The sequence below is a fragment of the Agarivorans gilvus genome (assembly GCF_001420915.1).
GTDB classification, from domain to species: Bacteria; Pseudomonadota; Gammaproteobacteria; order Enterobacterales; family Celerinatantimonadaceae; genus Agarivorans; species Agarivorans gilvus.
The window spans coordinates 2,079,083-2,102,531 of record NZ_CP013021.1 but is presented as its reverse complement, the minus strand read 5'-3'; the positions used below and the strand labels follow the sequence as shown (position 1 = coordinate 2,102,531).

Genomic DNA, 23,449 nt, shown 5'->3' with positions numbered 1-23,449 from the left:
TAGAGTGCTACGTAGTTTTCAATGCCTCAGTTCAAGGAGACCGAAATGGGCGTTAATCGCACACCTATTATTCGATTTAGTTTAAACCGCATTAGTCAAAGCATTGCTTTGATGAGTTTGGTGAGCGCCTCTGCGGTGGCGGTCGCTTCCCCTGAAATGCTCAGCAACACTGATTTTAGTAACGGAACCACTGGCTGGTGGTCAAGTGGTGCTGAATTAACGGTGAAAGACGGCGAAGCCTGCATGGATATTAAACGTGCCGGAAGTAATCCGTGGGACGTTATTATGGGTCAACGTGGCTTTGGTTTAGAGAAAGGCCAAGATTACAGCATTGACTTTGTCGCCCGTGCTGATAAAAACACGGCTTTTACGGCTCTTATTCAGCACAATGGAGCACCTTACACCCAGTTTTTCAATAAGCAGTTAAAGATTGGAACTGAGCCTAAAGCTTTTAGTTTCAAATTTACTCAAGAAATGGCCAGCGACCCCAAAACTGAGTTTCAGTTTCAATTAGGGGCGCAAAAGCCAGCCGTGCTTTGCTTTAGCGACATTTCGTTGAAGGGTAAGTCTTTTGTTGTTGTTAACAAAATTCCGACTATTCGCTTAAACCAAATCGGCTTTTTCCCTAAGTCTGAAAAAATAGCGGTTATTCAAAATGACAGTAAACAACCGCGAGTTTGGCGAGTTAAAGATGAGCAAGGCAATTATCTATTAGCGGGAAAAACCAAGGTATTTGGCCTAAATGCTGCTTCTGGCGAGTTGGTTCATCAGGCAGATTTTTCAGCCTTAACCAGCAAGCACCAAAACTTGGTGTTAGAAGTGGATGGCAAAACTAGTCACCCATTTAGAATTGCAGACGATATATACAGCGAGTTGAAACATGACGCACTGGCTTACTTTTATAACAACCGTAGCGGTATAGAGATTAAAGCCGACTACGTGCGCCGCCCAGATTTGGCACGTCCTGCTGGACATGTTCCTGACGTGGTGAGTTGTTTTGATAAGACCGATGCCAAAGGTAACAAATGGCCTGGTTGTGATTTAACCATGGATGTGACAGGCGGCTGGTACGATGCTGGTGACCACGGTAAGTATGTGGTGAATGGTGGCATCAGTACTTGGACTCTAATGAATCTATTCGAACGCTCACAATTTATTGAAGGAGCGACAGAACCTTTCCCTGATGGTAGCCAAGCCATTCCAGAAGCCGGCAATGGAGTGAACGACTTACTCGACGAAGCACGCTGGAACATGGAATTTATGTTGGCTATGCAAATTCCAGACGGAAGCAAAGTCTCTGTACCTGTGGGTAATCAGCGAGAGAACCTGAGTGATCTTAAGTTAAGCGAAATTGATGCCTCTGGTATGGTCTTCCATAAAGTGGCGGATGAAAACTGGACTGGCATGCCGATGCCTCCACATAAAGATCCAATGAAACGTTATGTAGGGCAGCCTAGTACTGCGGCTACCTTAAACTTGGCGGCTACTGCTGCTCAATGTGCGCGGATTTGGAAAGACATTGATGCCGACTTTTCTGCACAATGTTTAAGCGCCGCGGAGCGAGCTTGGAAAGCGGCTAATCAGCATCCTGAGGTATATGCTTATGATAACTTTACCGGTTCAGGCCCTTATGATGATGTCGATGTAAGCGATGAGTTTTATTGGGCTGCAGCGGAACTGTTTATTACTACCGAGCAAGCTGAATACTTTGATTACATCAAAGCTTCACCTTACTTCTTAACGGCTCCTGCTGGTAATGAAACTGCCGATGGTGATTTGTGGTGGGCAGGTCTAAGCCCCGCAGGTAACCTAAGCTTGGCCGTAGTGCCTAGCCCGCTTGATGAGGCGAGTAGAGAGAAAGTGCGAGCTAACATTGTTGCCGCTGCCGAAGGTTATTATAAACAGTTGGCGAATGAGGGTTACCATATTCCTTATACCGCTGAGCAATACCCTTGGGGCTCTAACTCAAACTTGGCTAAGCGTGGTATTTTCCTTACCTACGCTAGTGACTTCAGCGGTGATAGCAAGTACATGCAAACCTTAGTACATGCTATGGATTACCTGTTAGGACGCAACCCACTCGACCAGTCTTATATCTCTGGTTATGGTAGCAATCCATTGAAGAATCCTCATCACCGTTTTTGGGCGCATCAAGCCGATGCTAAATCGCCAAAACCGGCTCCGGGTGCTCTATCAGGTGGACCTAACTCGATGTCCTTTAGTGACCCGATTGCGGCAGGTTTAAAAGGTAATTGTATTGGTCAAACCTGTTGGGCCGATGAGATTGGTGCATGGTCGCTAAATGAAATTACCATTAACTGGAATGCTCCCTTAGTGTGGGTTACAACGGTATTAGATGAGCATCGTTTGAAGTAGTTACTAAGAAAAAAGTTAATAATATGGGCCAGCTTATTGCTGGCCTTTCTTGCTTGTTTTTTTGAGTTTTAATCATAGATGTTGTAAAAATAAGAGCGTAAGAATGTGATCTGTTACTGTGTTCTATCGCTCAATTTTATTTGAAACAAGTGCTTTAAGCATTTCACGTATATAGTGGTCGTAGGAAGTTTTATCTCTTCTGTTACCGACTGTTATAGGCATGTAAAAAAAAGAGAGATAAAATGCGGACTCGAGTTAGTTGTCAGAGAATAAACGTGAAAGATAAAAATAAAGTAGGACAGCGTTCAACCGTATACGATGTCGCAGCCTTAGCCGGAGTATCACCTAGTACAGTATCTCGGTTTATGAACCAGACTACCTATGTATCAGATGCTAAGCGCAAGCAAATTCAAGCTGCGATGGCCGAGTTAGGCTATAAACCAGGGCAGCAAACGGGAGTAAGTTCCAGCAGCCGAACTATGACCATTGGTGTATTGGTGCAAGATCCCGACAGCCCTTTCTATTCATCTATCCTAAACGGCATCGAAGAGGTGTTACTCGCTCAGGGCTATTCTCATATCATTGTTACTGGCCACTGGAATAGTGAAGAAGAGATGGAGTCGATGCAGTTGCTCTTGTCGCGCTCGGTGGATGGCATCATCATCGTCACCGGTGGGTTAAGTGATGAACAACTGCTTGAATTTTCAAAAAAACGGCCGATAGTTGCCTTAGGGCGGGCTTTAGAATCGCCGCGTTTGCGTTCGATTAAAATCGAAAACTCGGTGGGCGCTTACATGGCCACTAACCACCTGATTCAACTTGGCCATCAAGATATTGTGCACATTAAAGGGGCCAAAGGTCACCCCGATACTCAGCAGCGTTACGAGGGCTACTGCCAAGCTATGGAGCATGCAGGCTTGCCAGTGAAATTACAGCTAGTTGAGCAAGGGGACTTTACCGAACAGGGGGGCTTCGACGCAGTGCAGCGTTTGTTAGCCAGTAAGCGTCCATTTACTGCTATTTTTGCGGCAAATGATTTAACTGCTTATGGAGCTATGCAGGCTTTATATCAAGCGAAGCGAGCGGTGCCAGAGCGGGTGTCGGTAATTGGCTTTGATGATATTCCCAGCTCGGCTTTCTTTATTCCGCCGCTAACTACCGTGCGTCAGCCAATTTTTGATACAGGCTATGCGGCGGCATTAACCATTTTAGACATGTTAAATGGCGGCGAAGCTCATAACTTCCGTATTCCTCCTATTGAGCTGGTTAAACGCGAAACCACTCAAGCTAGGGTGGGTTAATTAAGCTGGTTATTGTTGGGCCTGAGTCGTTTATAATTGACGATTCAGGCCTTTTTCTATGAGCACCATGAAATCCAATCTTATTACTCGTGCCGGCTGGCATAAACTTGACCAAGAACTCAAATACCTTTGGAAGGTTAAGCGTCCTGAAGTAACCCAAGCGGTATCGGAAGCGGCTGCTCTGGGCGACCGTTCGGAGAATGCCGAGTATAAAGAAGGCAAGCGAGAACTGCGCCGTATAGATTCGCGCTTACGCTTTTTAACTAAGCGTTTAGATGCACTGGAGATTGTTGACCATCACCCCCAGCAAAATGGCAAAGTATTTTTTGGTGCTTGGGTAGAGTTGGAAAACGAAGCTGGCGATATTGTCCGTTATCGCATCGTCGGTACCGACGAAATTGACCCCAAGCTAGGATATATCACTATTGATTCACCGATGGCGCGCGCCTTAATTGGTAAGCAGGTGGATGACGAGGTATTGGTTAAGACGCCCTCGGGAGTCAAAGAGTGGTGGGTTAATGTTATCCAATACCAGCCGTTCGAGGATTAGCTAATGGTTTTGTTTAGCTGAGAAGGATGAATTATCTGATGTTGAAAAAAATTCATCTAAAGCTAAGTTGAAGCTGAACAAGATTGACTAAGATGAACTTCTCTTTATTATCTAGCGGTATAGACGTCTAAATGTCTTTTATGGAGAAGGTCATGGGATTCCAGCACGCACAACATATCGAAACACTAAACCAAAGTCTCAGTGAACTGAATCGAGCTATTAATGTCTCGTTTGAGTTTTTTCCACCTACTACCGAGACGATGGAGCAAACTCTGTGGGCCTCGATTGAGCGTTTGCAAACCCTTAAACCTAAGTTTGTTTCGGTGACTTACGGAGCTAACTCGGGCACGCGTGACCGCACCCATAAGGTGATTAAGGCGATAAAAGAGCGTACCGGATTGGCAGCTGCACCGCATTTAACTTGTATTGATTCTACTCCCGATGAGTTGCGCCAAATTGCCCGAGATTACTGGCAAAGTGGTATTAAACACATTGTGGCGTTACGTGGTGATTTGCCTCAAGGTGCGGCAAAACCGCAAATGTATGCCAACGACTTAGTTGCCTTATTAAAAGAAGAGGCTGATTTTGACATCTCGGTCGCCGCCTATCCGGAGGTGCATCCCGAAGCGAAAAGTGCTCAAGCGGATCTGTTGGCGCTAAAGCGTAAAATGGATGCCGGAGCCAATCGTGCCATTACCCAGTTCTTTTTTGATGTAGAAAGCTACCTGCGTTTTCGTGACCGTTGTGCGGCCATTGGCATTGAAGGTGAAATTGTTCCCGGTATCTTGCCGGTATCGAATTATAATACCCTGAAGAAATTTGCTTCCTTCGCCAACGTTAAAGTGCCTAAGTGGCTGCATAGCCAATTTGCTGGTTTGGAAAATGATCAAACCACCCGTAATTTAGTCGGGGCCAGTGTGGCGATAGAGATGGTTAAAGTATTATCGCGTGAAGGTGTGCAAGACTTCCATTTCTATACCTTAAATCGCTCCGAGCTTTCCTATGCCATTTGCCATACTCTTGGCGTGCGTCCAGAAGCGGCTGTACCTGCTTAGCTGCTAATGCTGCGAAGTGATAAAAAGCCTAGCAATGCTAGGCTTTTATGTAGCTACAAACAACAATTTGTATGAAACATACCTTACTTCCAGTAGCTCAAGTAAACCTTGGTATCAATGTGTAGCTCGCTACAAATTAGTAAACCATTTAATGGTTTACCGACGGACTCGGGACTGCCATTCTTGTCAAGCTTAACTCCTATAGACTGCAATGAGCAGTGGCTTAAGTTTTCAACATTCCATTCTGCTTGCTCATTTTTAGATATTGCTTTTCCTATTAACACTGCTATTTCGGCGCCGTTTATCGTTTTTGTTTTAAGGGTACCGTCGATATTAATAGACCAAGTGCAATCGGGTTTTAAAGGAGTGTTAATAACTTTTTTCATGGAGGTGATAACGCATGTATCGTCGCCTGATAAATCTGGCAGCATGGGTTCATTCGCGTTGGTATAAGAAGTTAACAGCATTACGCAGACAAAGAATTTTTTCATGATTTCATTTCCCAAAACCAAATAGCATCGCCGTAATCAATCCAGTCTGGAGCACCACCTTTCATATCTGTACCATTCCAAACATCAATGTGGTCAGTACTGCCCCAGCCATTTTGGACAAATATAATCCCTTTACGATGCTTTAGCTTTGCTGCTCTATTGGTTTTTATTATTTCTTTTGTGCCAAAGAAGTAAGGAGGACTGTCCAACCAACTGGCCAGTTCTTGAGCTGCTAGAATGTGTCTTGGAGAATGCTTTAACCCTGGATAGCATCGGCGTTGAGGGAATTTCTTGTCAAAACCACTTGTATCTATACCTGATTTTTCAAGAGCAACTCCCATTCTAATTGCACATTGATTTTCAAATAGAGAAGTATTGCAGGGGCTTTTAGGGTAAGGGTGGTTCTTCCATAAGTTTGCAAATTGAATCGTTGGCATTGTAAATCCATTACTATCAAAAAACTTCGATATATTAATAAAATTATAAATAGAGTGCAAAGATTGCAAGGTCGTTTCTCTAAAGCGGGTAATTTGAAATGAGCAGGTTTAGATTTTGTTTAAACAAACTCACTTTAGTGCCTTGCACCTGCTACATAAACAGCGCGTTCATCCCAGAGCATATCAGCCACATCAGTACCGCGTAGTGCCAATTGTTTTTCAGCAGTTGGCGGCTGGAGAATTGGTAGCGCGACATCATGGTTAGGCCTACGCCAGATAGTGGACTACTGCCTGCTGATATCGCCCAAGAGCTAAGAAATAAGAAGCCGAGTTGGCTGGGGTCTGGTTCAAGGGGGAGTAACAAGGGGCTGGCCACGGCAATGCTTACCACCGGATGCACACCTAACATACCTGCGATAATCATCATGGCTAGGATCAGAGCAAAGCTCAACGCGGAAAAGCCTAAGTCTTGTAAGTTTAATAAATCAGGGTAAGCGCTAAGCAGTGATTTTATGCCCGCAGAGAAGACTCCCGCAGCCAGAAACAATACAAATTGGCTGCCTACGTTAGGTAGACGATGGCGAATAAAATTTCTGGCTATTACCAATTTGGACGGTCCTTTAGCGAAACCGAGTGCCGCGATAGGCGCTAAACAGGTAATTATTAAGATGATGCTGATAGCCGGATAGGCAAAATGCAGGGCCATAACGCTACAAGCCAGTAATAGTGGAATACGTAAGCTTTCGGCTTTAATTGGATAACCAGCAAATTCCCCCTTATCTTTTATCATCACTTCTACACTACTGAGTAACAGCGCTAATCCAGTCATTAATAGGCCGGGAAATAATACATCCAACCATTGCATACCGGGTGCATAGGTAAGGGATACCGCGGTGGCAATAAAGAAGGGCGACCACCAGGCCGCGGCACAAAAGCAGCGCGTGAGGATGATCTGCTGAGTATTAGTTAATGGCCGACGCTGAGCGAGGCGATCGCCCATGATAAAGATCACCGATAAATTGATGATGGCACCCAGCAGGTTAACCCCCAGTGCGGTACTAGCAATGCTCCTTTTACCTAAGGGTAGCGGTTCGTCGGGTTTGTCTGAATTGGTTAAGGCTAGGAATGACACCGCACTAAACATCGCCAGCAGTGGCAAGTTAATTGACATAATTTGCTCTAGCCCCAACCAGCTATCTTGGCTAGCAGCCAGTCCTAGTAACAATAAACCTAAACCAAATAAACTGCCCGCTTGGAGCTTGATGGTGGCGCCCAGCTGCGGCCAGTGCAGCAGTGCAGCTCCCCAAGCAAATAAAGTGGGAAGGGTAAGGCCAATCAAGCCAAAGGCAAATAGCAGATATAACAGCAAGGAAGCTAAAAACAACCAACCTTTATAGTTCTGCATCGTCGCGTCCTAGTCGAAGATAAAGAATGGGAGTGGGCATGCCGTCAAGTTTCAGCAAGCAGTCGCGGCTGACTCGCTTAAAGCAACAACCCCGCAGAATGCGGGGTTGTTAGTGCTAGGGTTTAACCGGTGTTGCGCATACCTGCGGCGATACCGGCAATACTAACCATCAAGGCTTGGTCGACGTTGGGGCAAAGTTCTTCGTTGGTACGAGAACGGTTAAGCAACTCTACCTGAAGTACATGCAGTGGGTCGATATAGGGATTACGTAGATTAATCGACTCAACCACCCAAGCTTGATTAGCCAGTAAACGGTGCTCTGGTGAGAGCGACATCAAGGCTTCTTTACCGCGTTCCAATTGGTTACGTAGTTTTTCACCTAAGGCTCTAAGCTCTGGCTCAACCAAACGGTCATCATAGATTTTTGATAACCAAGTGTCGGCTTTCAAAAACACCATTTCCAACATTGCTAGGCGATTGTCAAAGAACGGCCAAGCCCGCATTTCTGCAAGTAGTTGTTCTTTGCCTTGTTCTAGCTGAGCTTCAAAGGCCGCGCCACTACCTAACCAAGCTGGCAGTAGTAGGCGGTTTTGGCTCCAAGAGAAAATCCAAGGAATGGCGCGTAAGCTTTCAACCCCACCGTCTTGACGACGTTTTGCTGGTCGGCTGCCCAAAGGTAATTTAGCCAGTTCACGTTCTGGTGTTGCGGCGCGGAAGTAGGGCACGAAGTCCTCTTCGCCCCACACCACACCGCGATAAGCATCACACGAGACTTCTGCTATTTGGTCCATCACCTCACGCCACTCGTCTTTAGGTTCCATGGGCGGAATTAAGTTGGCTTCAAGCACCGCACTGGCGTAAAGGTTCAAACTGTCTAGAGCGACTTTTGGTAGACCGAACTTAAAGCGGATCATTTCCCCTTGCTCGGTTACCCGTAGGCCACCTTTTAGTGAACCCGGAGGCTGCGAAAGTAGCGCAGCATGGGCGGGTGCACCACCGCGACCAATTGTGCCGCCACGGCCGTGGAACAGAGTCAGGCTAATTTGGTGGCTTTCACAGATCGCTACCAAGGCCTCTTGGGCGCGGTATTGAGCCCATGATGCGGCTAATACGCCGGCATCTTTAGCAGAATCGGAGTAACCGATCATCACGTGCTGTTGACCCGAAATGTAACCGCGATACCAGTCAACCGATAGCAATTTGCTCATGGTGGCTGGGGCGTTATTTAAGTCATCTAAGGTTTCAAACAACGGCGCTACCGGCAAACGGAACGGGCAGCCCGCTTCTTGCAACAACAGTTGCACTGCTAATACGTCTGAAGGTTCACTGGCCATGGATATAATGTAAATACCCAAGGCTTCGCGCTCTTGTTTGGCAATAATGGCACAGGTATCGAGCACTTCTTGTACCGCGTCACTAGGTTCCCAATCGCGTGGGAATAGCGGGCGTTTTGAGTTTAGCTCTTGCAATAAGAAGTGCTGTTTATCGGTTTCATTCCAGTGAGCGTAATCACCCATGCCTAGGTAGCGGGTAATTTCTGAGAACACTTCTTCATGACGGCCGCTATCTTGGCGAATATCTAAACGCAGCAGATTAATGCCGAAACAGGCAATACGACGTAGCAAATCAAGTAAGGTGCCATCGGCAATAATGCCCATGCCACAGTCTTGTAGTGAGTAATAACAAAGTTCTAAAGGCTCACGTAGCTGCTCGGTATTAGTAATAATATCGCGTGCTTCGGTGTATTGGCCTTTTAACTTGGCGGTTAAGTAGTCGTGAGTTTCTTGTAGCTCGCTGCGCAGTATTTTTAACAAGGCGCGGTAAGGTTCACGCTGCTCGCCGGTTTGTTCGAGTAAGGCCTCGTTGGCATCACTCATCGACAGCTCACTCACTAGGGTCTGGATTTCTTTTAGGTAAAGATCCACCGCCACCCAGCGGCTAGAGAGTAATACTTCTTCGGTCACTTTGGCGGTCACGAAGGGGTTACCGTCACGGTCGCCGCCCATCCATGATGAGAACACCACTGGTGCTGCGTCTAGTGCTAAACGCATATCGAAGTGCTGGCCGAGCTTTTTATCTAGTTGGCGAACAAATTCGGGAACCGCCTGCCAGAGTGAATTTTCAATAACCGCAAAACCCCACTTGGCTTCGTCTACCGGCGTTGGGCGCTGCTTACGAATTTCATCAGTGTGCCAGGCTTGGTTAATTAGCTGTTCTAAGCGGCCCAATAGTTGATTGCGTTCTTGTTCTGGCAAATCAAGCTCTAACCAGTCTAAGCAGTTGTTTATGGCAACGTGCTTATTAATCAAGGTACGGCGAGTCACTTCGGTGGGGTGAGCGGTTAATACCAGCTCGATGTTGAGCTGGGCCACTGCATGGTGGATTTCAGCCTCACTGAGTTTTTCACTTTTTAGCTTGTTGAATACTTGATCAATAGGGTCTTGAGCACAGGTGCTGCCTTCGCAATTACGTGAAATGGTGTGGAATTGCTCGGCGATGTTAGCCAAGTTTAGGAACTGGCTAAATGCACGGGTTACCGGTAAGAGTTCATCGTCACTTAAGTTGCGTAGCAACTCGAGTAGTTGTTCACGGGCTTGATCATCATCATTGCGCGAAGCTTTCGCCAATTGGCGAATGGTTTCCACTTTCTCTAGAAACGCTTCTCCCATGTGGCTTTTAATGGTATTGCCAAGCAGCTGTCCGAGTAAATTAACGTTTCCTCGTAACGACGCGTTGATTTCCTGAGGCATATTCTGGCTCATCGTTTTTCCTTCACTGTTTGCGTTTGCTAGCGATTTTGAAATTTTTTTACTAAATCACCCTTTTTCTGATGCAAAAACATACCTAAAACTGCTCTCATAGTCAAAAAATGTAATTTAATTACATTTTAAGAGGTATATCTGCTTCAGTTCAGCCTTTAACTATAAGTCTTAAAACCGGCTAATAGAACCGCTAGTTACTTATAACTTATCTATTGTAATGATAGATTTGAGCAATGTTAAATAAAAATTCATTTTTATTGCATAAATTAATACCTATGTTATGCTCCGCATATAGTGAAGATGTGGCATATTTTAACGCTGAATAAATCAACAATTTTATTCATATCAGGCGAGGGATATGCGGCATGCGAAGAGCAGGAATCGAGGAATATACAGCATGTTAAAAACAGCGATTGTTGGCGCAAGTGGCTACACAGGAGCAGAGTTGGCCGGTTATGTTAGCCGTCATTCACACTTACAATTGGCGGGTTTATATGTATCTGAAAATAGTTTAGATGCCGGCAAGCCTCTATCTAGCTTACACGGTAAGTTACGTGGTGTGGTTGACTTACCAGTACAACCGCTAGTTGTAGCTGATATTGCCCAGCAGTTTGCTGATGTTGATGTGGTGCTGTTAGCCACAGCTCATGAAGTAAGCCACGACTTAGCGGCTAGTTTTTTACAGGCAGGTTGTCAGGTGTTTGATTTATCAGGTGCGTTCCGCGTGAATAGTGCCGAGTTTTATCAACAGTTCTATGGTTTTACTCACCAATTCCCCGAGCTGTTAGCGCAGGCGGTATACGGCTTGGCTGAATGGAATGCCGAGCAAATTAAACAAACGGATTTAGTGGCGGTGGCAGGCTGTTACCCCACTGCCGCTTTAACGGCTCTAAAACCCTTAGTGGAAGCTGGGCTAATAGACTCCGCCAGCAAGGTTGTGATTAACGCCACCAGTGGCGTTAGTGGGGCTGGGCGTAAGGCTTCTCTTACTACTTCTTTTTATGAAGTGAGTTTAGCACCTTACGGCGTATTTACTCACCGCCATCACCCTGAAATTGAGGCCCATCTTGGCCACCCTGTTATTTTTACTCCGCACTTGGGTAATTTTAAACGAGGCATCTTGGCGACCATGAATATTTGCTTAAAAGCCGGCACCACCGAGCAGCAAGTTAATCAGGCATATCAGCAAGCCTATGCGGATCAAAATATTGTGCGCATTCTAGAAGGGCAATGGCCGGCCATCAGTAAGGTGGAACATACTCCATTTATCGATTTGGCGTGGCAACAGCAAGGCGATGATTTAATCGTGGTATCGGCTGAAGACAACTTACTCAAAGGGGCGGCCAGTCAGGCGATTCAATGTGTCAACATTCGTAACGGTTTTGCCGTTACTGAAGCACTAATTTAAGGCTGAATATGAAACCATTAGTGATTAAGTTAGGCGGGGCGGTATTAAATAATGCCGAGGCCTTAAATAATTTATTTGTCGCCTTGCAGCAAGTTAAACAGGCCATCGTATTAGTGCATGGTGGTGGCGTGGTAGTTGAAGATGTTCTCAGCAAGATGGGCTTTGTTTCAGAGAAGCTTGATGGTTTACGGGTTACCCCTAAAGAGCAAATTCCCTATGTTGTAGGCGCTTTGGCGGGTACCAGCAATAAGTTGCTGCTAGCGCAAGCCTTAAAGTCGGGCCTATCGGCGGTGGGCCTGTGCTTAAGTGATGCGGGCAGCTGTAAGGTGAGCGCCATGGATCCGCGTTTGGGGCATGTGGGTGAGGCCACTGAAGGCAACCCAGCATTATTGACTAGTTTAATTGAGCAGGGCCATGTGCCAGTGATAAGCTCTATTGGTATTGGTGACGATGGCGAGCTGTACAATGTGAACGCCGATCAAGCGGCATTAGCGATTTGTAAGTTGTTGCAAGGGCAGTTGGTACTGTTATCCGACGTAGCTGGCGTATTGGATCAAAACAAACAGTTAATCGCTCAATTAGACAGTGCTCTGGCCGAGCAACTGATTGCCGACGGCGTAATTACCGATGGCATGAGCGTTAAGGTGAAAGCGGCGCTGGAAGCGGCAGCGTTTCTCAACAGTGCGGTGGCATTGGCGTCTTGGAAAGACCCAGCAAAATTAGCCAGCTTACTCGCTGGTCAAACATATAATGGCGAGTCGGTTGGGACTCAAGTAAGCGTTTAAGGAAAAGTAATGAGTGATTTTAAGCACCTGCTTAGTCTACAGGAACTAACTCAAGAACAAATTTTGGGCCTGCTAGAATTAGCGGCCAAGATAAAAACATCGCCCGCAGATTATGGTCAAACACTGGCTGGAAAAAGTGTTGTGACCCTTTTTGAAAAACCCTCATTACGAACTCGCGTGACCTTTGATATCGGGATTAATCGTTTGGGCGGCCACGCGGTGTACCTAGATCAACAAAACGGTGCCATGGGCGAGCGTGAAAGTGTTAAAGACTTCGCTTCCAACATCACTCGTTGGGCCGATGCCATTGTGGCGCGAGTGTTTTCTCATAAAACCTTATTAACCCTGCGTGAGCACTCATCGGTGCCGATTATTAATTCACTGTGTGACCTATACCACCCGTGTCAGGGCTTGGCCGATTTTCAAACCATCAGTGAACACTACTCTGATTTGAGTAAGGTAAAATTGGCCTATGTAGGCGATGGCAATAATGTTACCCATTCATTAATGCTTGGTGGCGCCATTTTAGGTATGGAAGTGGCGGCGATCTGCCCACTAGGCTCAAGTCCGGATGCGCAAGTAGTACAAAAAGCCCAAGCGCTGGCCAAAATTCATGGCGGCAAGATTGTGGTTAGCGATAAAATCGAAGATATTAAAGGCTACGATGTAGTGTATGGAGATACTTGGGTTTCAATGGGGGATGACACTCCTTTGCAATCTGTGAAAGATAAGTTTATCGCTTATCAAATTAACCAAGATTTAATGCAGCAATGTGGTATCAACCATGTGTTGCATTGCCAACCTGCGCACCGCGAGTTGGAAATAACCTCGGAAGTGATGGATGGTCCGCAGTCGCTGATTTTTGATCAAGCTGAAAACCGCATGCACGCCCAAAACGCCGTTTTAGTTAGTTTATTAAGTTAAAAGCAGCTCAGCTATTTGTTGAGTTAAACAAGGAATTTTACGATGTCAGATATCAAAAAAGTTGTATTAGCATACTCCGGCGGCCTAGATACCTCGGCCATCATCCCTTGGTTGAAAGAAACCTACAACAACTGTGAAATTGTGGCTTTTTGTGCCGATGTGGGCCAAGGCGCAGAAGAACTAGTGGGCTTAGAAGAAAAAGCCTTAGCTTCGGGTGCTTCTGAGTGTCACATTGTTGACCTAAAAGAAGAGTTTGTTGCGGATTACATCTACCCTACTATTGCAACCGGTGCTGTGTACGAAGGTACTTATCTATTAGGTACTTCTATGGCGCGTCCAATTATTGCTAAAGCGCAAGTAGAAGTGGCCCGTAAAGTGGGCGCCGATGCCGTGTGTCATGGTTGTACTGGTAAAGGTAATGACCAAATTCGTTTTGAAAGCTGCTTTGCCGCGCTAGCACCAGAGCTTACCGTTATCGCTCCATGGCGTGAATGGGATATGGAGAGCCGTGAAGATCTATTGGATTACCTAGCCGAGCGCAATATTCCAACCACCGCTTCTGCGACTAAAATTTACAGCCGCGATGCTAATGCTTGGCACATTTCTCATGAAGGCGGTGAACTAGAAGACCCTTGGAACGAGCCAAGTAAAGGCGTTTGGACTTTAACCGTTGACCCAGTTGACGCGCCAAATGAACCAGAATACGTTAGCCTTAAAGTTGAACAAGGTCGCGTAGTGGCGGTGAATGATGAAGCGCTTAGCCCTTACCAAGTGGTAATGAAGCTAAATGAAATTGCTGCGGCGCACGGTGTAGGGCGTATCGATATTACTGAAAACCGTACCGTTGGTATGAAGTCTCGTGGTTGTTATGAAACTCCAGGGGGCACCGTTATTGTTGCTGCATTGCGTGCTATTGAAGAATTGGTATTGGATAAAACTTCACGTATTTGGCGTGAAAAACTAGGCCAAGAGATGGCGCATTTGGTGTACGACGGTCGTTGGTTCACGCCTCTATGTAAGTCATTGTTAGCCTCTTCTGAAGCTTTGGCTGCCGATGCAAATGGTGAAGTTGTGGTTAAACTTTATAAAGGTCAAGCGGTGGCGGTACAAAAACGCTCTCCAAATAGCTTGTACTCTGAAGAGTTTGCTACCTTTGGTGAAGATCAGGTTTACGATCAAAAACACGCTGAAGGCTTTATTCGTTTATACTCTCTAGCCAGTCGGATCCGCGCGCTAAACAGTAAATAAGATTAGCTGACGTAATTAAGTAAGAAATACTAGGGCCTCAGCTGCAAATTGCGCTGAGGTCTTTGCAATAATAAATGGAGAGAGAAATGGCATTGTGGGGTGGGCGTTTTAGCCAAGCTGCAGATACCAGATTTAAGCAGTTCAACGATTCTTTACGTTTTGATTACCGCTTAGCGGAACAGGACATCACTGGCTCTATTGCTTGGTCTAAGGCCTTATTAAGTGTTGGCGTGCTTAATCAAGATGAACAAAGCAAATTAGAAGAAGCACTATTAGATCTGGGCAAGCAAGTTGCCGAAAACCCCCAGCAAATTCTTGGCAGCGATGCCGAAGATATTCACTCATGGGTGGAAACCCAATTAATTCAACGTGTGGGTGATCTTGGTAAAAAGCTACACACCGGCCGTAGCCGTAATGACCAAGTGGCCACCGACTTAAAACTGTGGTGTAAAGGTCAGGGTGTAGAGTTATTAGAGCACCTAGACAAGCTACAGCAAAAGCTAGTGAAGTTTGCTCGTCAGCAGCAACATACCGTACTCCCCGGTTATACTCACTTACAGCGTGCTCAACCGGTCACTTTTTCTCATTGGGCAATGGCTTATGTTGAAATGTTTGAACGGGATTATTCACGCCTGCAAGATGCGCTAAGCCGTTTAGATGTGTGTCCTCTAGGCTGTGGTGCTTTAGCCGGTACCGCGTACCCCATGGATCGTCAGAAAATCGCCAAAGACCTAGGCTTTCGCCGTGCCACCCGCAACAGCTTAGACTCTGTGTCAGACCGTGACCATGTGGTTGAGCTGATTTCTACCGCCTCGATTAGCATGATCCATCTAAGCCGCATGGCTGAAGATTTAATTTTTTATAATTCGGGTGAATCGGCCTTCCTCGATTTATCTGATCAAGTGACTTCTGGTTCGTCACTGATGCCGCAAAAGAAAAACCCCGATGCCTTGGAGTTAATCCGTGGTAAGGCTGGGCGAGTATATGGCTCTTTATCGGGCATAATGATGACCCTTAAAGCACTCCCTTTGGCCTATAACAAAGACATGCAAGAAGACAAAGAAGGTCTCTTTGACGCTTTGGATACTTGGGGGATTGTTTAGCCATGGCCGAGTTAGTGCTTGATGATATGCAAGTGCATGAAGAGACAACCATCGAAGCGGCTAAAGGTGGTTACTCTAATGCCACCGAGTTGGCCGATTATTTGGTAGCTAAGGGCATTCCTTTCCGCGAAGCTCACCACATTGTGGGTATTGCCGTAGTCAAAGCGATAGAGAAAGGCGTACCTCTGGAAGAACTAAGTTTGGCCGAGTTTAAAGAGTTGGCACCAGAGATTGAAGATGATGTTTATCCGAACCTATCTCTTGAGTCTACCTTGGCTAAGCGTCAAGCTTTAGGTGGCGTAGCGCCAGAACAAGTAGAGCATGCCTTAACTGAGGCAGAGGTGCGTTTATCTAAACGCAATGTTAAAGGCCTGTATGTGCGCTCTGCACGTATGACTGATTTAGACAATATTGAAGAAATGGTGAATTACTGGTCTCAAGCTGGAGAGAACTTACCGCGTCCTCGTCCTGAGCTAGTGCAAGCCATCGGTGACTTTACCGTTAGTGAGCAAGCAGGCAAGGTGACCGGTTGTGCGTCGCTCTATTTATACGACACTGGTTTGGCGGAAATTCGTTCTTTAGGTGTTTACCCTGGCTCTCAACGTTTAGGTCAAGGGCGCGCCATGGTGCAGCATCTCATGAAAAAGGCGAAGAAAATGGAGATCGAGAAAGTGTTTGTATTAACACGAGTACCGGAGTTCTTCATGAAACTAGGCTTTAGTCCAACCTCGAAAAGCTTACTGCCTGAGAAAGTAATGAAAGATTGTGATATTTGTCCGCGCCAGCATGCCTGTGATGAGGTAGCTTTAGAGTTCATTCTGGACAATAGTAATTTGATCCATAAGCAAAGCGTGGCTTAAACTTTAGCGCGCAACGCTTGATGGACAACAACAAAGCCAGTAGCAGTAGCCACTGGCTTTGTTATTTATCAGGGTAGAGCATGGATTATTCTCAATTAGAAGCTTACCTATTGGCCAAGACTGAAGCTAAATTGGAGTATCCTTTTGCACCCGACGTTCCGGTGTTTAAAGTAAGAGGAAAGATGTTTGCTTTAGTCGGATGGCGAGAAGGGCAAATGTTCATCAATCTTAAGTGTCAGCCAGAGCAAGTTGATGCGTTGACGGATATTTTTCCTGCTATTCATCGGGCTTACCACATGAATAAACGCCATTGGCTGAGTCTCTATTTTGATGGTAGTGATGCTGAGCAACAAGTCTTTGGCTTGATCGATAATTCCTATAACTTAGTTGTTTCAAGTATGAGTAAATCGGTACAGGCGCTGCTGCGAAACTAAAAAGAGCGCTGGCAATATTCGCTAAGTAGACAGTGTTTGCTACTGTTTAGTTAGTTATTACGCATTTTATTTGGTCTTTATAGAGGATCCTATTATCGATGAATAGGGCTGTAACTTCCGCCGTTAAAGTGACACTGGTGTACGCTAGTTTTTCTGCACTGTGGATATTGTTTTCAGATATGGCCGTTGAATGGCTGTTTCATAGTGCGCAGTTGCGAGCCTTGGCTCAAACCTATAAAGGCCTAGCCTTCGTTGTTATTACCGCTGTATTGTTGCTCATTTTGGTGCTAAGAGATAACCGAGCTCTAGAAAAGGCCGATGATATGGACAGTCTCACCGGTTTACATAGCTTAAATTTGTTTATTCGCACTCTCAATGCCACCCTTTCCAAGTTAAATAGCAATGAGCACCTATTTGTTGCTTATCTTGATATAGACGATTTCAAGCAGGTAAATGAAGGTTTAGGTTTTGAGAGGGCAGATTCATTTTTGCAAGATATTGCCAAGGCTTTGCTTAAGTCGGCTTTGCCCGGTTCGTTTATCTCTCGCTTGCATGCCGATCAATTTGCTTGTTTTACCACTTTTGACGATATCTCCGAGGTGGAGACGCGCATGCGTGAAGTTCAGCGTCTATGTGCCTTGCGCGGCCAGCGTTTTGGCATAGATGTAAGCTGTTCGGTGGGGGTGGCCTTGTTTCCTAGCGACGGTAGCAACGCCAAAGAGATGATGATTTCAGCGTCGCAAGCGCTGAACGTGGCCAAGCAGCAACGTAATTCGATTATCTATCATGATAAAACCTTAAGCGAAAAGGCCATGCTGCGCCGCCAGTTAGTGTTGGATTTACGCGAGGCTATAGCCGAGCAGAATTTATATGTGGTGTATCAACCCAAATATGAGTTAGCAGAGTTGAGCTGCATTGGCGTAGAAGTGTTGGTGCGTTGGAAACACCCGCAACATGGTTTTATTGCTCCAGATGTATTTATTCCCTTGGCCGAAGATAATGGTTTAAGTTCTGCTATTTCCAAGTTAGTGATAGCTAAGGCGGCTGAAGAGCTGCAAGACTCTGGTTTGTTGGGGAGTGTACTCCAGCATGTTGCCGTGAATGTTTCGGCCACCGAGTTTAACAGTACCGATGAGATGAACTCATTAAGTAGCTTTATCGAAAGCTATCGTGACTTTGCCCAATACGTCCGTTTAGAAATCACCGAAACTGCCACGCTTACCGATATGCGTAAAAGTGTCGAGGTTATATCCCAGCTACAAGCGCGCGGCTTGACCTTATCGATTGATGATTTTGGTACTGGCTATACTTCTTTGGCCATGCTTAAAGATTTGACCGTGGATGAAATTAAAATCGACCGCAGTTTTGTGGCGGAGCTGGAACATGACGCGCGTTCAAAAACTATTGTCTGTGCGGTGATTGCTATGGCAAATAGCTTTCGAATTAACATCGTTGCCGAAGGGGTCGAAACTGAAAGTCAGTTAAAGGTGCTCAGGAAAATAGGCTGTCGACAGGCGCAAGGTTATTACCTCGGTAGGCCGATGATTATCGCTGAATTGCTCAAGCACTTGGCGGACAACGCGGCGACGCCATAAACATGTAGCTGTTCTATTAAGGCTGTCAGACCAGCCCTTGACTAAGTGTGACAGCCGTATCGGCGCGTTGTTAAACCCTCTTGCCAGAGCTAGGTATTGGGCATTTCTAAGCGGTGTTGAGCCATGTGATTAAAAATTCGCTCGCCATCTAATACCTGAGCAAAAGGCATTGGATTATCACAGTAGTTAAGTACGTAATCGGTAAGTTTTTCCTTAATAATGCTTAGCAACTCCTCGGCCGACCAGGGTTTAGCCAAGTAGTAGTTTAGGCCGCCGCGGTTGATCGCTTCGATGGTATCGTGCAGTCCGGCTTGGCCGGTTAATAGAATCTTCTGAGCCGCTTCGTTGTTACTGCTGTGGTTGAGGTCGATGAGAAAATCGATGCCTAATTCATCGGGCATAATGTGGTCGGCGAGAATCAAGGCGAGTTTACCGCCCTGCGCTTCAAATTCACTGATAACCTCTCGCGCTTCAGCGACGCTTTCTGCACCATCGATGGTGAAAGGAGGACTCAAAGAGGCGATATCGCTAAGTACGCTATCGAGTACCTCACGCTCATCATCCACACACAAAATCAGTAATTGCTCCATGACCAGGCTCCTTTAAGTCCTATTGTTGGTTCAAGGGTAAAGTAATGGTGAAACGAGTATAGTGTCCTAGCTCTGATTCCACCTCAATTCTACCTAAATGTTGCGCCACTATTTGTTGGCACACAGTGAGGCCAATGCCTAAGCCAAAATTACCTTCTCGCTTAGTCGTAAAATTTAATTCAAAGATTTTTTTGATTAACTTGGGGCTAATGCCAGGCCCGTTATCTTCGATTTCTACTGAAATGTAACTGGGCGAGGCCTCAACATAGCGGCTGGTGATACTCAGCTTGCCGCGTGTACCCATGGCGTCTAGCGCGTTGGCGATTAAATTGGTCCACACCTGTTGTAAGGCGATGGGATGGCAGCGATAGACGGGGAGTATTCCATAGTGACATTCCACATCGAAGCCGCGGAGCCGGTTTTCAAGTATCACTAGAGTTTCGGCTATGCCGTCGTTGATGTCCGCCAAGACCGGTTGCTCGGGATCTTGTCCGGCATAATGTTTTAAGCCCTTCACTAACTCGGCAATACGGCTGGCACAAACTTGGATATTACGTAAAAAATTGCCAATCTGGTGGTAGCGGGAGAGGGCATCGATTAGCGGATCTTGCTCATCATCACAACAGTCCAAATATTGCTGACGTAAGTCTGGCCTATCTAAGCCAATGCTCACCGCCTTTCTGGCGGCGATAGGGTTACCAAATAATTGGCAGGCTTGTTTACTACGCTGACGAATTTCGCTGGTAGACATCGGTGTTAGAGTAAATGCGGCTTCAAGTAATTGTTGGCCGAGTTGCTCTTGCGGTGCGCTCAGTTGATGTTTAAGAACTTGTGGAAGCTGCTTGGCGATGGTATCGCTGCCACGAATAATGGCTGCCACTGGATTATTAAGTTCATGGGCCACGCCTGCAATAAGCTGCCCTAGTACCGCCATTTTTTCTTTCTCGATGAGTTGCTGGTGGGCGGAATCTAGCGAGCTGAGTGTAGTTTGCAGGGTCAGTTTAGTTTGTATGCTTTTTTGCAAGCGTCGATTAAAGTGGCGTAGCAACAAGTTGGTAAATAAAGGCAGTAATTGATTACTCGAGTCTAAAACTTTGGCAAAGGTCGCTTTATCTAGCTTGATGACTGCGGTTTTCATGGTGGTAATTGCACTGGTAAAGGCTAACTCGCCGGTGACAAAAGACATTCCTCCTACCAGTGAACCGGCTTTCATCCGCGCAACTTCAAGACTTTGTTGGTCCTGCTGCTTGCGCAGAACCACTTCGCCTTTAGCAATAAACCATAAAAAGCGATTGGCTTGCCCTTCTTGAGTGAGAATGTGGTTGGCACTGTAAGTGCGGCAAAGGTGGTCTTCATCGTTATCTTGAAAAAAGCTATACAGCGCGGAAATCACTTTCTCGGAAAGCTGCTGGTCGCTAAGCGCAGTATAGTCAAAAAAATGCGCTCTAAACTGGGCTACCGTGGCGGCGAGTTGTTGTTCTAACCATTGTTGGTGAGACTGAGTTTGGGTAGGCCAGTAGCGTTGGATTTGTTGACCGAGTGTTGGCCCTGTGTCATCGACTTTGAGAATGTGAATGGGCGAAAATTGGTTTACTAATTCTATCAGCTCAGCACTACTCACTGCTTGATCCGCGTAGAACATGACCTTTGCTGCCTCACCGCTATCTTGCAATAGCGCTTGGAAGTCTTCTCTAAACTGCGGCTGTGCAAACCAAGACAGCTCAACGATAATCATCGCGTAATAGTGTTGTTGGCGAATTGACTTGGCAGGAATAGTCTCGGCCAGACACAATTGCCAAGGATAACGGTGATCCTGCAGCGAATGGGCCCATTGTTTACGACTGAGAACTAACAAGCTGGATTGGTTATTCATAGCTATCTTGCCTAGCACTTATCGATAAATATTATAAGCTTACCTAGAGATAGGTTTTGCGAGCTGGTTAAAGGTTCGCGGGGCTGCTTAGCAAATAAACAAATTTTGTATAATCGCTTGTTTTTTAGCATTGCTTAAGTATAATACCGCCGCTCACTGAATAAAGTGGCTAAGTTGTTTCGGCAGCTTATATTGCTTAACTACCTCGGTAGTTAAGAACTAACAGTGCTTCCGATTTGGAAGCAAACGTTACTCGTCGCATGCACTACCATCCCCAGATATTGGAATCGGATGTCGTTGGTGTGTGTTAGGTTCTTTTATTTTTTATTTGGAGCTCTGTCAATGCAGAACCAAAGAATTCGAATCCGCTTGAAAGCATTCGATCACCGTCTGATCGATCAATCTACTGCGGAAATCGTAGAAACTGCCAAACGCACTGGCGCTCAGGTTCGTGGTCCAATTCCACTTCCTACTCGTAAAGAGCGTTACACCGTACTAGTATCTCCGCACGTTAACAAAGACGCGCGTGACCAGTATGAAATTCGCACCCACAAACGTCTAGTAGACATCGTAGAGCCAACTGATAAAACAGTTGACGCTTTGATGCGCCTTGACCTTGCTGCTGGTGTAGATGTGCAAATCAGCTTGGGCTAAGCCTGAGTCTGACTGAATAAGAGGTTTTTACAATGATTGGTCTAATCGGTCGTAAAGTTGGAATGACCCGCATCTTCACTGAAGATGGTGTATCAATTCCAGTTACCGTAATCGAATGTGAGCCAAACCGCGTTACTCGTGTAATCACTGAGGAAAGCGACGGTTACCGTGCTCTACAAGTGACCACTGGCACTAAAAAAGCAAGTCGTGTTAACAAACCAGAAGCGGGTCAATTCGCTAAAGCTGGTGTTGACGCGGGTCGCGGCCTGTGGGAATTCCGTCTAGCAGACGGTGAAGGTGAAGAAGTTAGCGTAGCTGATGAGCTAAAAGTTGACTTGTTCAATGAAGTTAAAAAAGTAGACGTTACTGGTACTTCTAAAGGTAAAGGTTTCCAAGGCGGTGTTAAACGCTGGAACTTCGCTACCCAAGATTTTACTCACGGTAACTCTTTGAGCCACCGTGCTCCTGGTTCTATTGGTCAAAACCAAAGCCCAGGTAAAGTATTCAAAGGCAAGAAGATGGCCGGACATATGGGTGCTGAGCGTGTAACTACGCAAAACCTAGATGTTGTACGTGTTGATGTTGAGCGTAACCTAATTTTGGTTAAAGGTGCCGTACCTGGCGCTACCAATGGCGACGTGATCATTAAACCTGCTGTTAAAGCGTAACGTTAGGAGATAGTAATGGAATTGGTATTGAAAGACGCGCAAAGCGCTCTTGAAGTTTCCGAAACTACCTTCGGACGTGACTTTAACGAAGCCTTGATTCACCAGGTGGTAACTGCATACGCTGCAGCTTCTCGCCAGGGAACTCGCGCTCAAAAAACACGTTCTGAAGTATCAGGTGGTGGTAAGAAACCATGGCGTCAGAAAGGTACAGGCCGTGCTCGTGCCGGTACAATTCGTAGCCCAATTTGGCGTAGCGGTGGCGTAACGTTTGCTGCTAAGCCTCAAGATCACAGCCAAAAAGTTAACAAGAAAATGTACCGCGGTGCTATCCGCAGCATCTTGTCTGAATTGGTTCGTCAGGACCGTTTGATTGTGGTTGAAAAATTCGCTGTTGAAGCGCCAAAAACTAAAGAATTAGTAGCTAAGTTGAAAGACTTCGATTTGAGTGACGTATTAATCGTAACTCCTGAAGTTGACGAAAACTTATTCTTGGCCGCACGTAACCTATATAAAGTAGATGTACGTGACGTAGCTGGTATTGACCCAGTTAGCTTGATTGCCTTTGACAAAGTGTTGGTAACTGCTGATGCAGTTAAACAAATTGAGGAGTGGTTAGCATGATCAGCGAAGAACGTTTGTTGAAAGTTCTAGTAGCTCCACATATCTCTGAGAAGAGCACTATGTCTGCTGAAGCCGATAACACTATCGTTTTCAAAGTTGTGAAAGATGCAACTAAAGCAGAAATCAAAGCTGCAGTTGAAAAACTATTCGAAGTTGAAGTGACTGGTGTTACTACCTTGAATCAAAAAGGTAAAACCAAGCGTCATGGAGCACGTTTCGGTCGCCGTAACGACGTGAAGAAGGCGTATGTAACCTTAGCTGAAGGTGCAGACATCGACTTCACCGGCGCCGCAGAGTAAGAGGAGTTAT

General features: G+C 46.0%; 20 protein-coding genes and 1 pseudogene. 15 read left to right on the top strand and 6 right to left on the bottom strand.

Annotated elements, in window-relative coordinates; translation table 11 throughout:
* Positions 1–45 precede the first annotated feature (45 nt).
* From AR383_RS09940 to metF, 4 genes are all read left to right on the top strand, one after another.
* Positions 46–2,376, top strand: a complete 2,331-nt coding sequence (locus AR383_RS09940) for a glycoside hydrolase family 9 protein (protein ID WP_055732985.1) — start codon at positions 46–48, stop codon at positions 2,374–2,376.
* Positions 2,377–2,651: 275 nt separating this feature from the next.
* Entirely contained in the window at positions 2,652–3,677 is a 1,026-nt protein-coding gene (locus tag AR383_RS09935) for a substrate-binding domain-containing protein (protein WP_055732984.1), read from the top strand.
* A gap of 67 nt (positions 3,678–3,744) precedes the next feature.
* The gene (gene greB / locus AR383_RS09930; protein WP_055735014.1) at positions 3,745–4,227 is read left to right on the top strand and encodes a transcription elongation factor GreB; all 483 of its coding nucleotides are present in this window, start codon (positions 3,745–3,747) and stop codon (positions 4,225–4,227) included.
* 152 nt (positions 4,228–4,379) lie between these two features.
* Entirely contained in the window at positions 4,380–5,282 is a 903-nt protein-coding gene (metF, locus tag AR383_RS09925) for a methylenetetrahydrofolate reductase (protein WP_055732983.1), read from the top strand.
* Positions 5,283–5,365: 83 nt separating this feature from the next.
* Here the strand turns inward: metF and AR383_RS09920 are convergent, their stop codons facing one another.
* The 4 genes from AR383_RS09920 to ppc all read right to left on the bottom strand — a co-directional run bounded on the left by AR383_RS09920 (position 5,366) and on the right by ppc (position 10,377).
* The gene (locus tag AR383_RS09920) at positions 5,366–5,773 is read right to left on the bottom strand and encodes a hypothetical protein (RefSeq protein WP_055732982.1); all 408 of its coding nucleotides are present in this window, start codon (positions 5,771–5,773) and stop codon (positions 5,366–5,368) included.
* Positions 5,770–6,210, bottom strand: a complete 441-nt coding sequence (locus AR383_RS09915) for a T6SS effector amidase Tae4 family protein (RefSeq protein ID WP_083481565.1) — start codon at positions 6,208–6,210, stop codon at positions 5,770–5,772. The genes AR383_RS09920 and AR383_RS09915 overlap by 4 nt, the downstream gene beginning before the upstream one ends.
* A gap of 151 nt (positions 6,211–6,361) precedes the next feature.
* Positions 6,362–7,615, bottom strand: a complete 1,254-nt coding sequence (locus tag AR383_RS09910; protein WP_055732981.1) for a hypothetical protein — start codon at positions 7,613–7,615, stop codon at positions 6,362–6,364.
* A 122-nt stretch (positions 7,616–7,737) separates the two neighbouring features.
* A complete protein-coding gene (gene ppc / locus AR383_RS09905) occupies positions 7,738–10,377 on the bottom strand; it encodes a phosphoenolpyruvate carboxylase (protein ID WP_229711183.1) in 2,640 nt (879 codons plus the stop codon).
* 397 nt (positions 10,378–10,774) lie between these two features.
* On the opposite strand from ppc, the gene argC reads away from it, so the two are divergent.
* From argC to AR383_RS09870, 7 genes and pseudogenes are all read left to right on the top strand, one after another.
* Positions 10,775–11,785, top strand: coding sequence for an N-acetyl-gamma-glutamyl-phosphate reductase (argC, locus tag AR383_RS09900; protein WP_055732980.1), 1,011 nt, complete (start codon positions 10,775–10,777; stop codon positions 11,783–11,785).
* An 8-nt stretch (positions 11,786–11,793) separates the two neighbouring features.
* Entirely contained in the window at positions 11,794–12,570 is a 777-nt protein-coding gene (gene argB / locus AR383_RS09895) for an acetylglutamate kinase (protein WP_055732979.1), read from the top strand.
* Positions 12,571–12,579: 9 nt separating this feature from the next.
* Positions 12,580–13,494: an ornithine carbamoyltransferase gene (locus AR383_RS09890; RefSeq protein WP_055732978.1), complete on the top strand. Its 915-nt coding sequence runs from the start codon at positions 12,580–12,582 to the stop codon at positions 13,492–13,494.
* 42 nt (positions 13,495–13,536) lie between these two features.
* Positions 13,537–14,742 (top strand): argininosuccinate synthase, encoded by a 1,206-nt coding sequence (locus AR383_RS09885; protein WP_055732977.1) that lies wholly within the window; start codon positions 13,537–13,539, stop codon positions 14,740–14,742.
* Between the two features lie 86 nt (positions 14,743–14,828).
* Positions 14,829–16,705 (top strand): annotated as a pseudogene (gene argH, locus AR383_RS09880) (argininosuccinate lyase).
* An 80-nt stretch (positions 16,706–16,785) separates the two neighbouring features.
* Positions 16,786–17,139 (top strand): MmcQ/YjbR family DNA-binding protein, encoded by a 354-nt coding sequence (locus tag AR383_RS09875; RefSeq protein WP_055732976.1) that lies wholly within the window; start codon positions 16,786–16,788, stop codon positions 17,137–17,139.
* A 98-nt stretch (positions 17,140–17,237) separates the two neighbouring features.
* Positions 17,238–18,734: a putative bifunctional diguanylate cyclase/phosphodiesterase gene (locus AR383_RS09870; RefSeq protein ID WP_055732975.1), complete on the top strand. Its 1,497-nt coding sequence runs from the start codon at positions 17,238–17,240 to the stop codon at positions 18,732–18,734.
* 89 nt (positions 18,735–18,823) lie between these two features.
* Here the strand turns inward: AR383_RS09870 and AR383_RS09865 are convergent, their stop codons facing one another.
* Positions 18,824–19,324: a response regulator gene (locus AR383_RS09865; RefSeq protein ID WP_055732974.1), complete on the bottom strand. Its 501-nt coding sequence runs from the start codon at positions 19,322–19,324 to the stop codon at positions 18,824–18,826.
* A 19-nt stretch (positions 19,325–19,343) separates the two neighbouring features.
* Entirely contained in the window at positions 19,344–21,197 is a 1,854-nt protein-coding gene (locus tag AR383_RS09860; RefSeq protein ID WP_055732973.1) for an ATP-binding protein, read from the bottom strand.
* A 342-nt stretch (positions 21,198–21,539) separates the two neighbouring features.
* On the opposite strand from AR383_RS09860, the gene rpsJ reads away from it, so the two are divergent.
* The 4 genes from rpsJ to rplW are packed head-to-tail and all read left to right on the top strand — an operon-like array spanning position 21,540 to position 23,439.
* Positions 21,540–21,851: a 30S ribosomal protein S10 gene (gene rpsJ / locus AR383_RS09855; RefSeq protein WP_014290685.1), complete on the top strand. Its 312-nt coding sequence runs from the start codon at positions 21,540–21,542 to the stop codon at positions 21,849–21,851.
* 32 nt (positions 21,852–21,883) lie between these two features.
* Positions 21,884–22,519: a 50S ribosomal protein L3 gene (gene rplC / locus AR383_RS09850; RefSeq protein ID WP_055732972.1), complete on the top strand. Its 636-nt coding sequence runs from the start codon at positions 21,884–21,886 to the stop codon at positions 22,517–22,519.
* A 15-nt stretch (positions 22,520–22,534) separates the two neighbouring features.
* Positions 22,535–23,140, top strand: a complete 606-nt coding sequence (gene rplD / locus AR383_RS09845; protein ID WP_055732971.1) for a 50S ribosomal protein L4 — start codon at positions 22,535–22,537, stop codon at positions 23,138–23,140.
* Positions 23,137–23,439, top strand: a complete 303-nt coding sequence (gene rplW, locus AR383_RS09840) for a 50S ribosomal protein L23 (RefSeq protein WP_055732970.1) — start codon at positions 23,137–23,139, stop codon at positions 23,437–23,439. Before rplD ends, rplW begins: the two co-directional genes overlap by 4 nt.
* Positions 23,440–23,449 lie beyond the last annotated feature (10 nt).

Coding starts and splice junctions, on each gene's coding strand:
- AR383_RS09890 (WP_055732978.1), top strand. CDS start 12,580: ATGAGTGATTTTAAGCACCTGCTTAGTCTACAGGAACTAACTCAAGAA.
- AR383_RS09875 (WP_055732976.1), top strand. CDS start 16,786: ATGGATTATTCTCAATTAGAAGCTTACCTATTGGCCAAGACTGAAGCT.
- AR383_RS09865 (WP_055732974.1), bottom strand. CDS start 19,324: ATGGAGCAATTACTGATTTTGTGTGTGGATGATGAGCGTGAGGTACTC.
- AR383_RS09910 (WP_055732981.1), bottom strand. CDS start 7,615: ATGCAGAACTATAAAGGTTGGTTGTTTTTAGCTTCCTTGCTGTTATAT.
- AR383_RS09940 (WP_055732985.1), top strand. CDS start 46: ATGGGCGTTAATCGCACACCTATTATTCGATTTAGTTTAAACCGCATT.
- rplC (WP_055732972.1), top strand. CDS start 21,884: ATGATTGGTCTAATCGGTCGTAAAGTTGGAATGACCCGCATCTTCACT.
- argB (WP_055732979.1), top strand. CDS start 11,794: ATGAAACCATTAGTGATTAAGTTAGGCGGGGCGGTATTAAATAATGCC.
- greB (WP_055735014.1), top strand. CDS start 3,745: ATGAAATCCAATCTTATTACTCGTGCCGGCTGGCATAAACTTGACCAA.
- AR383_RS09915 (WP_083481565.1), bottom strand. CDS start 6,210: ATGCCAACGATTCAATTTGCAAACTTATGGAAGAACCACCCTTACCCT.
- metF (WP_055732983.1), top strand. CDS start 4,380: ATGGGATTCCAGCACGCACAACATATCGAAACACTAAACCAAAGTCTC.
- rplD (WP_055732971.1), top strand. CDS start 22,535: ATGGAATTGGTATTGAAAGACGCGCAAAGCGCTCTTGAAGTTTCCGAA.
- AR383_RS09920 (WP_055732982.1), bottom strand. CDS start 5,773: ATGAAAAAATTCTTTGTCTGCGTAATGCTGTTAACTTCTTATACCAAC.
- AR383_RS09885 (WP_055732977.1), top strand. CDS start 13,537: ATGTCAGATATCAAAAAAGTTGTATTAGCATACTCCGGCGGCCTAGAT.
- rplW (WP_055732970.1), top strand. CDS start 23,137: ATGATCAGCGAAGAACGTTTGTTGAAAGTTCTAGTAGCTCCACATATC.
- AR383_RS09860 (WP_055732973.1), bottom strand. CDS start 21,197: ATGAATAACCAATCCAGCTTGTTAGTTCTCAGTCGTAAACAATGGGCC.
- rpsJ (WP_014290685.1), top strand. CDS start 21,540: ATGCAGAACCAAAGAATTCGAATCCGCTTGAAAGCATTCGATCACCGT.
- argC (WP_055732980.1), top strand. CDS start 10,775: ATGTTAAAAACAGCGATTGTTGGCGCAAGTGGCTACACAGGAGCAGAG.
- AR383_RS09870 (WP_055732975.1), top strand. CDS start 17,238: ATGAATAGGGCTGTAACTTCCGCCGTTAAAGTGACACTGGTGTACGCT.
- ppc (WP_229711183.1), bottom strand. CDS start 10,377: ATGAGCCAGAATATGCCTCAGGAAATCAACGCGTCGTTACGAGGAAAC.